This window comes from Desulfitobacterium elongatum, assembly GCF_055378975.1.
The window spans coordinates 828,519-843,266 of the sequence record NZ_AP038772.1; the positions used below are offsets into that span (position 1 = coordinate 828,519).

The window sequence follows — 14,748 nt, forward strand, 5'->3', positions numbered from 1 at the left end:
ACGTGCAATATCGAATATTTTATCGCAATTAAGTATAATATATGAGTGCGATTTATGATTGATAGATATATCAGGGTAGCGTTTAAGTAGCGCTATTTTTTAGATAATATTATCCGAACGGTATTCGGTAATGACGAATGTTAGTGATTTGCAGAAGATGAAGAAGGTAATATTCAAAAGGTGAAGTTGAAAATTTAAGCGCGAAAGTCGAACGGGATTCAATAGAAAGGAGATTCTGCAGATGGGTTTAAATCTTTTAGAAAAAACAGAACTTTGGGTCAACCACATCAAACTTGATCATGTAAATTTGACTCAGCTCGCGCAGACGGTAGCAGATGTGCTGGGAATTGAAAGCAGTAAGGTGCTGGTGGTGGATGTTCGACCAGACCATATTACGCTCGACATTATGGAAAACGATATTCCCACCGAAAATATTGTAGGTAAAGAGCGGGTACTGCTTGACGCACTTTCCAAGCTGGAAGGTGTACACCTCACCGAGGAATCCTTTATACATTCTAATGGGATTCTCGGTTTAATCTGTCTGGAAGGGGAAAATCCGCTTGAAATGAGCAGAACAGTCAACCAAATGGTGGATGAAATGAAAGAACGCATTGCAAAACGAGCGATCATCTTTCCGACGGGCTTTGAACTGAAGCAGAATTTGATAGAGGACACGAATACTCCCTATTTAAAACAACTTCTTGAAGCAGAAGGCTATAAGGTGACTATCGGGGAAATTATGGAAGATGATTTGGACGATATGGAATATAAGCTTTCCGATGCAATTTCACGCGCGTTCGGGCTGATCATTACAACCGGTGGTGTAGGTGCCGAGGATAAGGACAAAACTGTGGAAAGTATGCTGCGTATCGATCCGCAGGCTGCAACACCTTATATCGTCAAGTTTCAACAGGGGACTGGACGCCATGTCAAGGACGGCGTGCGCATTGCAGTCGGAACAGTGGGTCCTTCCATGTTGGTTTCCTTCCCTGGCCCCAACGACGAAGTCCGGCTCGCAGCGGGGGTATTGATGGAATGTTTGAAAAACAACTGTGATAAAGAAGTTACTGCGCAAAAAATCGCTGCAGTGCTTGCTGAAAAGTTAATGAAAAAGGGTTTCCACCATGAACATCATGGGAAAAAATAAGATTTGATGAAAAAGGAGAATGACTAATGGACTGTAAAAAAATTGCTCAAGAATTATTTGATGCGGAAAAAGGATGCTATCAGATTGCTATGCCAACCGCTTCCAATCCAGATATGTCAGTGAAGGATGCTTACGCCATTCAACTCGAGAATGTTGCTAAAAAAGTTGCCGCTGGGGAAAAAATAATCGGCATGAAGGTAGGGCTGACCAGCAAAGCAATGCAAAATCTATTACATGTGGATGAACCCGATTATGGTCACCTGACCGATAAAATGCTTGTGCTGGAGGGCGGGTTTTGCCCGATAGATGAACTGAATCAGCCAAAGGTTGAAGGAGAGCTGGCGTTTTGTCTTAAGAGAACGTTGCGCGGGCCCGGAGTAACAGTTGCGGATGTATATAATGCAACCGACTGGGTAGTTCCTGCAATTGAGATTGTTGACAGCCGTATTAAGGACTGGAAGATTACACTTGCCGACACCATTGCGGATAATGGTTCCAGTGCGCGGTTTATTATAGGTGGACGAATGACGCCGATTGGAAATGTCGATATGCGTTTAACCGGTATGACGTTAGAGAAGAACGGGGAACTGGTTAACAGCGGAACTTGCGCGGAAGTGTGGGGAAATCCTGCGGCAGCGGTTGCCTGGCTAGCAAATAAACTTTCTGAATTTAATATTGAACTCAAAGAGGGAAATATCGTCATGGCGGGTGCAGTGACCGCTGCAATTCCAGCTGCAAAAGATGACAGTTTTACTGTGACTTTCCATGGTATGGGAAGTGTAACAGTTAAATTTAAATAACATTAACATTCTAGAAAGGAAAAGTGGTATGGAGAAAATTAAAGTTGGCATCATCGGCCCCGGAAACATCGGGTCTGACTTGATGTATAAGGTTATGAAAAGCAAACATCTGCAAATGCACTTAATGACCGGTATCGTGGAATCTGAGGGGATTAAAAGGGCAGAAGGGCTGGGCTTTAAGACTTCGCTAGAAGGTGTTAACGCTGTGGCCGCAGACCCCGATATCAAGATTGTATTTGATGCGACAAGTGCAAAAGCGCATTTATATAATGCACCCATATTGAAAGCTGCAGGCAAAATAGTTATGGATATGACTCCTGCTGCAGTAGGACCCTATGTTGTTCCCTGTGTCAATCTAGACAATCTGGCACATGTGGATAACTTTAACATGGTAACCTGCGGCGGACAGGCTACGATCCCGATTGCGTATGCGATTAACCGCGTGGCGGATTCAGAGTATACCGAAATTGTGGCGGCCCTTTCATCTAAGAGCGCAGGCCCAGGAACCCGTGCAAACATTGACGAGTTCACTCAGACGACCAAGAAGGCACTTGAAATTGTTGGTGGTGCGGACAAAGCAAAAGCAATCATTGTTTTAAACCCCGCCGAACCGCCCATAATGATGACCAATACCATTTATTCTATAGTAAAGAATCCGGATGAGAAAAAAATCATTGAATCAGTTAATGACATTGTTAAGCAAGTTCAAGCCTATGTCCCGGGTTATAAGCTTCGTGTTCCCCCTGTAGTAGATGGAAACAAAGTTACCGTAATTGTGCAGGTTCAGGGTGCCGGCGACTTTTTACCGATGTATTCCGGGAACCTTGATATCATCAATCAGGCAGCGGTCGCCGTTGCCGAAAAAGTAGCAGAGAATCTGTTGAAAAAGGAGGGGTAACTGCAATGGAAAGAAGAAAAATCAATATTGTTGATACGACGCTTCGAGATGGGAGTCACGCAGTCAGTCATAGTTTTACGGTAGATCAAGTAACCGCAGTCGCAGAAGGATTGGATAAGGTTGGCGTCAGCCTGATAGAAGTGAGTCATGGAGACGGTATCACCGGTTCTTCCGTAAACTATGGTTTCTCAAAAACCAATGAAATAGAACTGATTAAGGCTGCCAGCAAGGTGGTTAAGAATGCAAAGCTGACAGTTTTGCTACTTCCTGGAATTGGAACGATTGAAGATTTGCAGGAAGCGAAGGAAAATGGCGCGCAGGCTGTGCGTGTCGCCACTCATGTTACCGAAGCAGATATCGCGATTCAGCATATCAAATATGCCAAGAGTATCGGGATGATGACGGTAGGGTTCCTGATGATGTCCCATATGGCATCACCGGAAAAGATTGTTGAGCAAGCTAAAATTTTTGTGGACTGCGGCGCTGATTATATTAACCTTGCGGATTCCGCGGGTTATATGTTGACGGATGATGTCCGAGCCAGAGTCAGTGCGCTCAAAAAAGCTGTTGATATTCCGATTGGCTTCCACTCTCATAACAATTTGGGTCTGTCTGTTGCGAATTCAATTGCTGCTGTAGAAGAAGGCGCTACCTACATTGATGCCACTTGTCGGGGCTTAGGTGCGGGTGCTGGAAATACACAGAATGAGGTGTTATGTGCGGTACTGGACCGTCTAGGATATGACACAGGGGTTAACCTAAACGGCATCATGGACGTAGCAGAGGAAATTGTAGAGCCGATAATGCATCGTCCACAGGTTATTAACACTGCTTCTTTAATGTTGGGGTATGCAGGTGTCTACTCTAGCTTTTTACTCCACACCTATAGAGCCGCTGAAAAATTCCAACTGAACCCCAGGGATATTCTTGTGGAACTGGGTAAACGGAGGATGGTAGGCGGACAGGAAGACATGATCATCGATGTGGCGTTTGAATTATCTCAGAAGAATAAAAAATAAGAGGACGATGATTCAGCAGAAATGGATGAGTCGAGAGGGGGGTGATTGACAAAGGGCGCAGATTGTGATCGGGAGTTAATCACTGGCATGCCATATGACAAGAAGGGAGAGGTTTATCAGATGAAAAGAGTAACCCTGTTGGCCGAAGTGCAGCACGACGTGTGCAGGGGATGTAAAGTGTGCGAGAAAGTCTGTCCTGTTTTAGCGATTTCAGTTTCTGATAAAAAGGCAAACGTAAAAGCGGATGAATGTCGTGGTTGCACCAACTGCGAATCCCGCTGCCCATTCTATGCTATTAAGATGGTTAAGCGTGAGGAACCCTTTACCATTGGAGTGGACGCCTCCAAGCATGATACAAAAGCAATTCGTGAGATGTGTGAAAAAGCCCATCTCAATCCAGAACAGATTTTATGTTACTGTGTGGGTGTGCGTGCAGAAGAGGTTGCCGCTGCTATTTTAGAAGGAGCGAAGACCCCTGAAGAAGTATCGTCAAGAACCGGTATTCGCACGGGTTGCACGATTGAATGTGTACAGCCGCTGCTTCGTATGATTGAAGCTGCTGGCCTTGAGCTGAAACGTGTTGAAAATGGTTGGCAGTGGTACGGTATTACCCCTACGGCATGGACTCTTCCTGAAACCGTTGTTGAGAAATACAGTAAGAGAGGTTTCTACTTCCAAGAAGATAGAGAATTATTAGATCGCGTTGTTCATACCAAACCGGAAGGAGAGGAAATGTAATGAATTATAAGGACTTGATGCACGAAGCAATTAAGCCAATTCCCCCAAAACCTTCTATTTATGGCATTGACCCAGAACTTGTAAAAACCCGCGTTTCCGAACTTCCTGGAATGGTTTCTCTTTATCTGCGCGAATTGTTCCCAGATCTACCTCCTGTGCTCCTGCCGGGTGGACCTGATGCCATAAAAAATGTTCGTCAAGCTGCACATGATGCCCTGATGAAGGTCGATATGAGCATGATTAAACCGGAAGATTCCGTTAATGTCTTGGCTTCCCACCATGGATTCACTCTTTTTGGCGGCGAACCCTATGCTGAGTTGCTTAAGGCAATCAGAGATGCTGTAGAAGAAAGAACCGGCTGCACGGATATTAGGCTGCGTGCGGGCGTAGGTATGCGCTTCCGTGAAACGGAAGAGTATATGAAGCGTTATGGCTTAGACACCTATTATAAAGGAAAAGCAGTTGGGGTAGCTCCAATTGATGAAGGGGTTGCTATTGAGACCGAAATTGGAACTCTTTACGGGCTTAAGAGGGTTTACGATGCGACCTGGATCATTCATGCGCATCATACTGACGTTCGTGAGGTGCATTTCCACAGACAAGTTGATAAAGCTGTAAAACCGTTTGGTATGTCCTATGCGCGTTGCGAAACTCGCAGTACCTACCATCAGAATCTTGGACCTCGTGCAGCAAACTTTACAGCACGTGCTATTTTTGAGTCCGAGTTTGTTCAAAGTAAATTCGCTTTTGCTGCATTTCTAAATTGTGGACCGCATGGTGTAATCGGTGCAGACTGCGATAACGATTTGTATGCCCTTAATGACCGTGCGACTTTTGTTGGTTGCCAGCTGTACGGAAAAATTATGACCCTATTCGGCGAAATTGACAAATGTATTGCGGTTCTAGATTTCCCTTGCCCAGTACCGTACGTATTTTCAGCAGGGGTTATTTATGCGAATTTCCTAGGTGCTAATTCCGATTTATATGACCTTAATACGCCGTTGCCCTCTTACACTTGGTATACAGAGGCTTTCTATCGTAAGAACGGAAAGCCGCTACTAGAGGAGACCCCACCCATGAACCCCGCAATCAAAATGTGTGTGCATAACTATGCATGGACAGGATATCCGTCCGAATTCTTCTCCAAGAATATTCCGACCGTTGTCGTGGGAGATGAGCAGGGAAAACTATTCGATACGGATTCCATGAATATAGGATATATGGATTATGCTGTAACCGCTAGAACCGCAGAGAATGCGATGGAATTTGCGTACAATGTAAGCGGAACAGATCAAGTCATTATCTTTGACGGCGCTATGGGCGGTCTAAATGTCAGCGAATCACTGGCTAAGCTTTTGATTGAAAAAGCACCTCTGGTTAGCGAAAAGGTTGACAAGGAGCTGCTGCCAAAGTGGCTTAAGCAAAGAGGCGTAGATCTTTCTGTGTTGGAATCAAAAGCGTAAACCACATTTTTTAATGGCAACATTAGTGCTTGTTTCCGTACCACAAAATAGAATTACATTTGTTCAGTAGGCTTTTATGAGTATGAAAAAAGGGGGTTATATAGGATACCCCCCCTTTTTCAATAACGAGGAGCAGTGTTATGAACGAAATTGTTGTAAAGAGAATTGCCGCACTCCAACAGGAACTGAAGAATCACGAACTGGATGCTGCGGTTATTATGGATAGGGAGAACCTAATCTACTTTGCAAATATTGAAGATATTGAAGGAGGAGCGCTGATTGTTCCGGCGCAGGGTCAGACGAAGCTGCTCTGCTTGTGGTTGGATGCTCGTCAAATGCGGGATCAATCGGGGTTAGAGGTGGTTCCCTATTTCTTCCCACAAGAGAATATCAGCCAAAAAACCGCCGACTTGGTGCTGGATATGGGCATTTCCAATCCGAGGATCGGCTTTACAAGGTATTTTATTAATTTAAAGGACTATCAGTGCCTACGTGACACTGTGCCCGGTATCTACTTTGGTGATATCGCTGAAGTCTGCTATCGCTTGCGCTCAATCAAGTGCGAACAGGAAATCTCTCATATTTCAAAAGCTGCTCAGTTTCTTAAAGTAGGGATGAAAGCAGCAATGGAATCAGTTAAACCAGGAATGAAAGAAACTGAAATCCTTGCTGAGGCTGAGTATGCTATGCGCAAGGCGGGTTCGGAGGGTAGCACCTTCCGCATGCAGGTCTTGCGGCATGATCGCCAGCAATTGATGCATCCTTATGCCGGAGATTATGTCATCGAAGACAATCAGCCTGTGGTTATTCATTTGGGTGCGTCTTATAAAGGATATACAGCTAAAATGTGTCGCACGGTTTTCTTGGGAGAAGTCGCTAAAGAGACCGTTGATATTTATAATGTGCTCATAGCGGCGCAAAATGCTGCGATAGTGGCCTTAAAGCCCGGTGTTGACTCCAGTGAAATCTACGAAAAAGCGTTTCGAGTTGTTCACGACCATGGTTATGCAAAGATGTTTATGGATCACATCGGGTATGGCGTAGGAATCAGACAGTCAGAGTTTTACCCCATTATTGGAAAGGGAATTAGCCATATTATTCAGGAAAATATGGTGGTGGATTTGTTGCTTCCGACCATTTATGTTCCGAAATTTGGCGGTCCTCGTATTACAGATACCGTATTAGTAAAAAGCACAGGTAATGTCGTGCTAACAGATATCGAATAATTGGCATTACCGCAAAAAATTCGACAATAACGAACAAATTTATGAAGGAATTTTAAAATTCAGAACGAATATAATATTGTCAATAATTCAGAACGACATTCGGTAATAACGAATGGCATGTTTTAAAGTTAAGCTCTAATAAATTTTTCTAACAGGTAGCGAGATCGAAAATGACTAATTGGAAAAAGGAGGTACAACAAAATTGGTAAAAGATATTCCAGCGGTCGCTGCGGACAGTCAGGTTCGCTCCGTAGCTAAGGCACTGATGATTCTGAATCTGCTTGCAGAGCACCAGCGGGAAATGTCTCTGGGTGAGATCGCTAAGGAGATGCAGCTAGCAAAAAGTACTGTGTACGGGCTATTGGCTACGTTAAGAGATTTTGGTTATTTAGAGCAGTCCCCTGAGGATGGTAAATACCGTCTAGGAACTCGGCTCTTTGTCTTGGGGAATGTTGTTGCCAATAGTTGGGATGTACGTAAAGTGGCTGCACCATTTATTCAGTCTCTGGTTGATGAACTCGGGGAAACGGTTCACTTGGTTGTCTTGGATAAAGGTGAGGTCCTATATATCGATAAGCGAGAAAGTACAAAATCTTTGCGAATTGTCTCGCAAGTAGGTACAAGGTTGCCAGCTCACTGTACTGGTGTAGGCAAGGTTTTCTTAGCAAATCTTCCGGCTGAAGAAGTAAAACGTATAATTAGCACTAAGGGTTTATCACGTTATACCAAAAACACAATTACCGAATTCAACCTCTTGGAAGAGGAGTTGAAGCAAGTTAGACAACAAGGTTATGCCATAGATAATGAAGAGATCATGGAAAGCTTGCGTTGTGTAGCGGTACCATTACGAGATTATACGGGTAATGTTTGTGCCGCGATGAGTGTATCTGGAGCGTTATCACGGTTTGAAGGGGACCAGCTTGAATCCATTGTAAGCCTAATGGTTAGGATTGGACGGGAAATCTCGTTGCATCTAGGATATCGGTCATGAAATTGAAGTTATTGATGAGGTGATAGTATGGAGTTGCGAGAGTTTCTGTTTGAACCACTCAAAGATCGGTCTTATGGGTTCACGATTAGGTCTCGGGAAACTGGAATACTGTCAGGAGTCGCAAAATTAAAGGAACTGGCAGCTGATATCGGTCTGGACGTTCTCTCGGTGGCTGAAGAAGGCGCTGTGTTAATCCCTGGTACCGTGGTGTTTGCTGCTAGGGGCAATGCTGAGAGGTTACTAGGGCAGAGGAAATGCTTATGGGAGCCATTGGAAAAGCTTCTGGGGTAGCTACAGCTGCAGCAGATATTGTGAAAAAAGCACGTCCAGTTAAGGTCGTTTGTGGCGCTTGGAAAAAGGTAGGTCAGGCCTCTAAGGGAGAACTACGTCAAGCGGCTCTAACAGGTGGAGCTGGACAACGGATGTCCGAATTACCATTTATTTATTTAGATAAAAACTATATTCGGATGTTTGGAGAAGTTAGTACAGCTGTGGGTCGGGCAAAATTATTTGACTCAGAACGGTTGGTAGTTGCCCAATTACGCGGTGAGACCCAAGGTATTGTTGAAGAGGCTAGATCCGCAGTACAGGCCGGCGCAGGCATTTTAATGGTTGATACAGGCATTATAGAGGACCTTGAAGCTGTAATGGCTGCCGCGGAAGCTGATGGTTGGCGAGAACGTATACAGTTGGCTTTTGCCGGTGGTGTATCTGTGGAAGAATTAACCAACATCGTAGCACTTGGACCGGATATTATTGATGTTGGTCGGGCCATTCTTGATGCTCCGTTACTCGATTTTAGTCTTGATGTCGAAGGCGGAGAACGTTAAGGCTTGAGTGGAACACGAACCCAACACATCAAAAGGTGGAACTCACCCCATGAGTAGGGGAGTTCTTAAGGCATACACAAAAGGGAGGAAATTGTGTGATCATTGAAAAGGGATATAGCTTAAGAGAAAGTCTTGGGATTTTATGGCGAAACAAAAATGCTGGTGCAATCGCCACAGGTTTAGTAGCTACCCTCTTTAGTACTATGGGACCAGGTATGATTGTTATGAACGCAGGTAAAACAGGCGGTTTGACAGACGCGCAGGCTGTTTCTTGGCTCCTGGGTATCTACCTTATTGGTGGACTATCGACTATATTTATGTCTTTACGTTACCGGTTACCTGTTGTTACAGCGTTTACTATTCCAGGAGCAGTTATGCTCGCAAAGTTACTCCCGAATTTTGCATTTAGTGAGGCTATAGGTGCGTATATTGTCGTTGCGGTGGTCACGCTAATTCTTACCTTAACAGGTGTTATGAAGAATTTAGTGGAGCACATTCCAGTACCTGTCATGTTGGGTATGGTTGGCGGGGTATTATTAAGCTTTGGAACAAGTATGTTTACTGCAGCCATTAATATGCCACAAGTTTATGGGCTTATGGTAGCAGCGTTTTTTGGCACAATGGCTTTCAAGAGTTTCTCTAAGAAGTTCCCCCCGATTATTATAGCGATCGTTGTTGGGATTGCCGCACTGGCATTCTTTAAATTGATTACTCCTGTTCCACTATCCTTTGAAATCTCTAAACCGGTTTTAGCACTGCCGACCTTTAGTCTACGTGCGATTTTAGATATCAGTGTTCCTCTCTTTTTCTTAGTCATTGGAGTTCAAAACATTCAGGCGGTTGGGGTTCTCATGGCCGCAAACTATAAGGTGCCGATCAATGCGATGTATCTGGTACCAGCTATCGGCACATTTATTAACTCTTTATTCGGAGCTCATCCGGCTGTAACTGCAGGTCCGAGTACGGCCATTTGTGCTGGTCCATCCGCGGGTGAAAAGAAAGAGCTTCGCTTTATAGCGGCCTTCTCAGAAGGAGTCTTTTGGGTAACTTTCGCTTTGTTGGCAAAGATTATTGTAGACTCGGTAAAGATGGTTCCTAAAGAATTCACGGCTGTTTTAGCAGGGCTAGCTATGTTTGAAGTGTTTAGGAGTGCCTTCGAAGGAGCTTTTGCTGGGAAATTTAGAATGGGTGCTTTAGTCGCCTTCTTTGTCGCGGTAACAAATCTCTCGATCCTTAATATTGGAGCTCCGTTATGGGCAATCTTCCTTGGTCTCGTGACATCCTTCATCGTTGAGAGAGACGATTTCAAAATTAAAAAGGTTGAGAATGAAACTCTTACTGAAGTAGCAAAATAAGGTATTATACTCAATTACTCATTATGAACCGTTTAAGTTTTTAATCTAAAAGCAATAAGTAGCGGGCGGCGACTGTCGCCCGCTACTTCCTAAAACAAGACCATACAAGATTTGCGACTGTCACATTAGTAAGCTATTTTGCACTGAGAATTGTCGCAATGAGCTTATATACTTTCACTTAAATACTGGAGGGGAACTTGATGGAATTAGCTAATAAAGATAAGCTAGAAAAATTGCGTCAGATCTTAAGAGATATGGAAAAAGTCGTTATAGCTTTTTCAGGTGGTGTTGACAGTACTTTTCTGCTCAAAGTTGCGGTAGAAGAACTCGGAGACAATGCCTTAGCCGTCACAGCTACCTCCTCAACTTATCCTGCTCAGGAGCAGGCGGAAGCTCAAAAACTCGCTTGCGAATTAGGGTCTAGACATAAACTCATAGTTTCAGAAGAATTGGATATTGAAGGTTTTGCAGATAATCCGCCTAATCGCTGCTATTACTGTAAAAATGAACTGTTCACTAAATTATTAACGGTCGGAAAGGATGAGGGAATAAACTTCGTTCTAGATGGCTCTAATTTCGATGACTTAAACGACCACAGGCCAGGAATGATAGCTGCAAAAGAGTTGGGCGTACGCAGTCCACTAAAAGAAGTGGGCATAACCAAAGAGGAAATTCGGTATTTTTCTAAGGAAATGGGATTAGCGACTTGGAACAAACCTTCCTTTGCATGTCTTAGTTCACGTTTTCCGTATAGCACCAGAATAACGAAAGAAAAGTTAAACCAAGTTGATCGAGGAGAAATGGTGTTGCGTTCACTAGGTTTTCGACAGTTTCGTTTGCGTCACCATGGTGAAATTGCTCGAATCGAGATCAGCCGAGATCAATTCGAGCTCATGTTGGAAAAAGTAGACCTCGTAGTTAAAGAGCTAAAAGCTTGTGGTTTTACCTATGTTACCATGGACCTGCAAGGTTATCGGACGGGAAGTATGAATGAGACTTTATCTAAAGAGGACAAATTAGCATGAACGAAAAAAGTCTACGTGATTTACTCATAGGAATCAAGCATAACGAAATTAGCGTTGATACTGGGTTAGATAAATTAAAAGCTTTGCCCTTTGAGGATTTGGGTTTTGCTAAAATTGACTATCACCGCCAGCTTAGGCAGGGGTTCCCTGAAGTTATCTATAGTGCAGGCAAAACAACGGAACAGATCGTAACGATCACAGAAAAGCTTGCTGAAGGAGCAGATAATAACATTTTAGCCACTAGGGCTAATTATGATGTCTATAAAGCCGTTGCCGCAAAGATTCCAGACGCTGAGTATTATGATCTTGCTCGCTTAATCGTGATACGAAGAGGTGAACAGGAAAAGAGAGGACACATCTTGGTGCTGAGTGCGGGGACCTCAGACTTACCTGTAGCAGAAGAAGCGGCTATCACCGCTGAGGTGATGGGCAACCGAGTGGAACGGCTCTATGACACTGGGGTAGCTGGAATTCATCGTTTATTGAGTCAAAAGGATAAGCTTTTTGCCGCACGGGTCATTATCGTAGTTGCTGGAATGGAAGGCGCCCTTGCCAGTGTAGTTGGAGGGTTGGTGGACAAACCAGTGATTGCTGTGCCCACCAGTGTTGGTTATGGTGCCAGTTTTGGCGGGTTAGCCGCCTTACTTGCAATGTTGAATAGCTGTGCTAGTGGTATGAGTGTGGTTAACATAGATAACGGTTTTGGTGCCGGTTATCAGGCCAGTTTGATCAATAAATTGGGGGAGGCTAGAGCATGAAAATCGCCTACTTTCATTGTTTTGCCGGGATAAGTGGTGATATGACATTAGGGGCTTTAGTTGATGCCGGTTTAGATTGGGAGCAATTGCAATCAGATTTAGCTAAGCTTCCGCTGACGGGGTATAGATTAAAAAGGGAAAAAGTGATCAAGCAAGGCATCTGTGGGACCAAGGTACACGTCTTAACTGAAGAAGGCCATGTACACCGTCATCTTCGGGATATTCAAGAAATCATTGGTAATAGTACGCTACCGGAAGTTGTTAAGGAGAAAAGTATCCAGGTTTTTACTCGGTTGGCTGAAGCTGAAGCAAAGGTACATCAAACATCGATTGAACGGATTCATTTTCATGAAGTTGGAGCCTTAGATGCCATCATTGATATTGTTGGTTCAGTTATTGGTTTGTGGAGACTGGGGATTGAGGAAGTATATGCTTCACCAGTGCATACCGGAACGGGCTTCACAGAATGTGCACACGGAATAATGCCAGTACCTGCACCTGCGACTATGGAACTATTACAAGGGGTTCCCATTTACGCCAGGGAAATAGAAAAAGAGTTAGTTACACCCACTGGAGCGGCAATTATTACGGCATATTGTAAAAATTTTGGGAGTATGCCGCAGATGAAGGTTGTGAACACCGGTTATGGAGCTGGTGATCAGGATTTAATGATTCCAAACTTGCTGCGTTTAACCATTGGTGAAAAGTTTAATTAGGGTTGTTCCGATGGGTTTATCCAGTGACCAAGTATATGCTGCCTTATCAAATAATGTAAAGCGTTATGCCATCTGAATCGGCGAATAAACGAGCCCATTATTACTTTATGGAGGCGACATCTTGATGAATCATGTCACCAGAGCGCAACTGGAAGCATTTAAAACCCTGGAGGAAGTCATTCCTTACCTTTTGGGAGAAGAGGCCGTATTGTTTACGACAAATATGGAAAGCTTTGATTCGATGTATACCCCAAAAAGTTTTGTGACCTACACGGCAAAGACAGGTGACAGACTGGCCGAGGGCAGTGGTGGCAAGCAATGTGTGGTAACAGGCAAACCTGTTGATAAACTCGTTCCGAAAGAGGTATATGGGTTTATCTTTCGAACGATTGCTCTCCCGGCAATTGAAGATGGCAAAGTTATTGGCTCTATTGCGGTTGCGAGAAGCAGAGAGAAGCCGGAACTGATCATCGAAATTGCTGACAATCTCTCCGCCAGTTCGGAGGAAATTGCTGCATCCTTGCAAGAAATGACAGTGCACGCTAACAAGAGTGTGGAATCCATGTCAGATTTACAGAGTGCTATTGAAGCATTAATAGATGGACTAAAAATCATCGAAGAAATGAACGAGCTTGTAAAAAACATTGCTTCACAGACCAATTTGTTAGCACTTAATGCAGCCATAGAGGCGGCTAGGGCTGGTGAAAATGGACGTGGGTTCGCAGTGGTGGCGGAAGAAGTAAAAAAACTATCTCAGAAAAGTGTTGATGCAGTAAAGAACATTATGCAGGCAATACAAAGTAGCCAGAAGAGCATCAATAATGTAGAAGACCAAATCAGCCAAAATGTTGCAACTACTCGGAATCAGGCACAGATAACACATGAGATTGAAGCGGCTATGACTGAAGTAGTAAACAGTGCTACGGGTTTATACAATGTCAGCAAAACAATCTAAAAGTTTTCTCAGTAATCATTGAATCAGTACATCTAGTGGGGCACTAACTTGGGGTGGAACTCAAATTTTCTTCGAAAGGAATAATCGTAATGGATAGACTAATTCGTGTATCAACTAAGGAAGATATCTTTCCCGAGTATAGAGAAACCTCGATTGAGCAACTTCTTGAATATCATAATCTTCATCGCTCCTTTGATTCATATTCGAAAGCACAGTTATTGATAGGAATGTGTATGGATTATCGAAAAAATCTTCGCATTCCTGAAAATTTTGCATATATACTCCGCAGTGGTGGGGGCAATTTACGTTACAGTGAGTTTAAAGTATCATATTGCGTTGCTATGGGTGGTGTAAAGGCCATAGCCCTACTAGGCCATAATAATTGTGGTATGGTAAGCCTATATTCTAAGAAAGAAAAGTTTATTAAAGGTTTAGTTGAAAACGGAGGATGGAACGAGGAATTTGCAGAGGAGCATTTTATGAATTTTGCTCCGATGTATGAGATAGGAAATGAAATAGATTTCGTTATTAGTGAGGCTGTAAGATTGAGATCAAGATATCCGAAAATTTTAGTTGCCCCACTATTTTTTAATATAGAAGATAATGAACTTTATCTTATTAAAGAATAAGTTTAGTATAAAATTCACTACTAAAATATTCGAAGGCTGCCTCAAAATGCCAAAAAGATGACATTTGTTGAGACAGCTTTTTTTTACCTTCTCGGGGTCCTTTTGGAAAGCACATCATGATTTATCAATTGACAGCGTTGCTATTAGCATCGTGAAAAGAAGGAAAAAAGCAACAGTGTAAATATACTCTTTTAATCA

General features: G+C 43.5%; 15 protein-coding genes and 1 pseudogene. All 16 read left to right on the forward strand.

Annotated features, from left to right (window positions below):
* Nucleotides 1-241 precede the first annotated feature (241 nt).
* The 16 genes and pseudogenes from ACZ42W_RS03750 (at nt 242) to ACZ42W_RS03825 (ending at nt 14,550) form a co-directional block, all read left to right on the forward strand.
* On the forward strand, nt 242-1,147 hold the full coding sequence (locus ACZ42W_RS03750; protein WP_464168638.1) for a molybdopterin-binding protein: 906 nt from the start codon (nt 242-244) through the stop codon (nt 1,145-1,147).
* Between the two features lie 26 nt (nt 1,148-1,173).
* On the forward strand, nt 1,174-1,947 hold the full coding sequence (locus ACZ42W_RS03755; protein ID WP_464168640.1) for a 2-keto-4-pentenoate hydratase: 774 nt from the start codon (nt 1,174-1,176) through the stop codon (nt 1,945-1,947).
* A gap of 28 nt (nt 1,948-1,975) precedes the next feature.
* Nucleotides 1,976-2,845, forward strand: coding sequence for an acetaldehyde dehydrogenase (acetylating) (locus tag ACZ42W_RS03760; protein ID WP_464168642.1), 870 nt, complete (start codon nt 1,976-1,978; stop codon nt 2,843-2,845).
* Nucleotides 2,846-2,850: 5 nt separating this feature from the next.
* Nucleotides 2,851-3,864: a 4-hydroxy-2-oxovalerate aldolase gene (dmpG, locus tag ACZ42W_RS03765; protein WP_464168644.1), complete on the forward strand. Its 1,014-nt coding sequence runs from the start codon at nt 2,851-2,853 to the stop codon at nt 3,862-3,864.
* Nucleotides 3,865-3,984: 120 nt separating this feature from the next.
* Nucleotides 3,985-4,602: a 4Fe-4S binding protein gene (locus ACZ42W_RS03770; RefSeq protein WP_464170855.1), complete on the forward strand. Its 618-nt coding sequence runs from the start codon at nt 3,985-3,987 to the stop codon at nt 4,600-4,602.
* Nucleotides 4,602-6,065, forward strand: coding sequence for a hypothetical protein (locus ACZ42W_RS03775; RefSeq protein WP_464168646.1), 1,464 nt, complete (start codon nt 4,602-4,604; stop codon nt 6,063-6,065). The genes ACZ42W_RS03770 and ACZ42W_RS03775 overlap by 1 nt, the downstream gene beginning before the upstream one ends.
* Nucleotides 6,066-6,205: 140 nt before the next feature.
* Nucleotides 6,206-7,291: a M24 family metallopeptidase gene (locus ACZ42W_RS03780; RefSeq protein WP_464168648.1), complete on the forward strand. Its 1,086-nt coding sequence runs from the start codon at nt 6,206-6,208 to the stop codon at nt 7,289-7,291.
* A 202-nt stretch (nt 7,292-7,493) separates the two neighbouring features.
* Nucleotides 7,494-8,282, forward strand: coding sequence for an IclR family transcriptional regulator (locus ACZ42W_RS03785; RefSeq protein WP_464168650.1), 789 nt, complete (start codon nt 7,494-7,496; stop codon nt 8,280-8,282).
* Nucleotides 8,283-8,315: 33 nt separating this feature from the next.
* Complete coding sequence (locus tag ACZ42W_RS03790; protein ID WP_464168651.1) at nt 8,316-8,573, forward strand: hypothetical protein; 258 nt, start codon at nt 8,316-8,318, stop codon at nt 8,571-8,573.
* Nucleotides 8,543-9,112 carry a nicotinate-nucleotide pyrophosphorylase gene (locus tag ACZ42W_RS03795; protein ID WP_464168653.1) on the forward strand — a complete coding sequence of 190 codons (570 nt, stop codon included), beginning with the start codon at nt 8,543-8,545 and terminating at the stop codon, nt 9,110-9,112. Before ACZ42W_RS03790 ends, ACZ42W_RS03795 begins: the two co-directional genes overlap by 31 nt.
* Nucleotides 9,113-9,207: 95 nt before the next feature.
* The gene (locus ACZ42W_RS03800) at nt 9,208-10,467 is read left to right on the forward strand and encodes a benzoate/H(+) symporter BenE family transporter (protein ID WP_464168655.1); all 1,260 of its coding nucleotides are present in this window, start codon (nt 9,208-9,210) and stop codon (nt 10,465-10,467) included.
* 200 nt (nt 10,468-10,667) lie between these two features.
* Nucleotides 10,668-11,492, forward strand: a complete 825-nt coding sequence (larE, locus tag ACZ42W_RS03805; protein ID WP_464168657.1) for an ATP-dependent sacrificial sulfur transferase LarE — start codon at nt 10,668-10,670, stop codon at nt 11,490-11,492.
* The gene (gene larB, locus ACZ42W_RS03810) at nt 11,489-12,250 is read left to right on the forward strand and encodes a nickel pincer cofactor biosynthesis protein LarB (protein WP_464168658.1); all 762 of its coding nucleotides are present in this window, start codon (nt 11,489-11,491) and stop codon (nt 12,248-12,250) included. The genes larE and larB overlap by 4 nt, the downstream gene beginning before the upstream one ends.
* A pseudogene (gene larC, locus ACZ42W_RS03815) lies at nt 12,247-12,954 on the forward strand (nickel pincer cofactor biosynthesis protein LarC); the annotation flags it as partial. The gene larB and the pseudogene larC, both read left to right, overlap by 4 nt.
* A gap of 136 nt (nt 12,955-13,090) precedes the next feature.
* Entirely contained in the window at nt 13,091-13,921 is an 831-nt protein-coding gene (locus ACZ42W_RS03820) for a methyl-accepting chemotaxis protein (protein ID WP_464170856.1), read from the forward strand.
* An 89-nt stretch (nt 13,922-14,010) separates the two neighbouring features.
* Nucleotides 14,011-14,550, forward strand: coding sequence for a carbonic anhydrase (locus tag ACZ42W_RS03825; RefSeq protein ID WP_464168659.1), 540 nt, complete (start codon nt 14,011-14,013; stop codon nt 14,548-14,550).
* Nucleotides 14,551-14,748 lie beyond the last annotated feature (198 nt).

Excerpts from the sequence above, each read along its gene's own strand:
- ACZ42W_RS03750 (WP_464168638.1), top strand. The coding sequence starts at position 242 with ATGGGTTTAAATCTTTTAGAAAAAACAGAACTTTGGGTCAACCACATC.
- ACZ42W_RS03755 (WP_464168640.1), top strand. The coding sequence starts at position 1,174 with ATGGACTGTAAAAAAATTGCTCAAGAATTATTTGATGCGGAAAAAGGA.
- ACZ42W_RS03760 (WP_464168642.1), top strand. The coding sequence starts at position 1,976 with ATGGAGAAAATTAAAGTTGGCATCATCGGCCCCGGAAACATCGGGTCT.
- dmpG (WP_464168644.1), top strand. The coding sequence starts at position 2,851 with ATGGAAAGAAGAAAAATCAATATTGTTGATACGACGCTTCGAGATGGG.
- ACZ42W_RS03770 (WP_464170855.1), top strand. The coding sequence starts at position 3,985 with ATGAAAAGAGTAACCCTGTTGGCCGAAGTGCAGCACGACGTGTGCAGG.
- ACZ42W_RS03775 (WP_464168646.1), top strand. The coding sequence starts at position 4,602 with ATGAATTATAAGGACTTGATGCACGAAGCAATTAAGCCAATTCCCCCA.
- ACZ42W_RS03780 (WP_464168648.1), top strand. The coding sequence starts at position 6,206 with ATGAACGAAATTGTTGTAAAGAGAATTGCCGCACTCCAACAGGAACTG.
- ACZ42W_RS03795 (WP_464168653.1), top strand. The coding sequence starts at position 8,543 with ATGGGAGCCATTGGAAAAGCTTCTGGGGTAGCTACAGCTGCAGCAGAT.
- larE (WP_464168657.1), top strand. The coding sequence starts at position 10,668 with ATGGAATTAGCTAATAAAGATAAGCTAGAAAAATTGCGTCAGATCTTA.
- larB (WP_464168658.1), top strand. The coding sequence starts at position 11,489 with ATGAACGAAAAAAGTCTACGTGATTTACTCATAGGAATCAAGCATAAC.
- ACZ42W_RS03820 (WP_464170856.1), top strand. The coding sequence starts at position 13,091 with ATGAATCATGTCACCAGAGCGCAACTGGAAGCATTTAAAACCCTGGAG.
- ACZ42W_RS03825 (WP_464168659.1), top strand. The coding sequence starts at position 14,011 with ATGGATAGACTAATTCGTGTATCAACTAAGGAAGATATCTTTCCCGAG.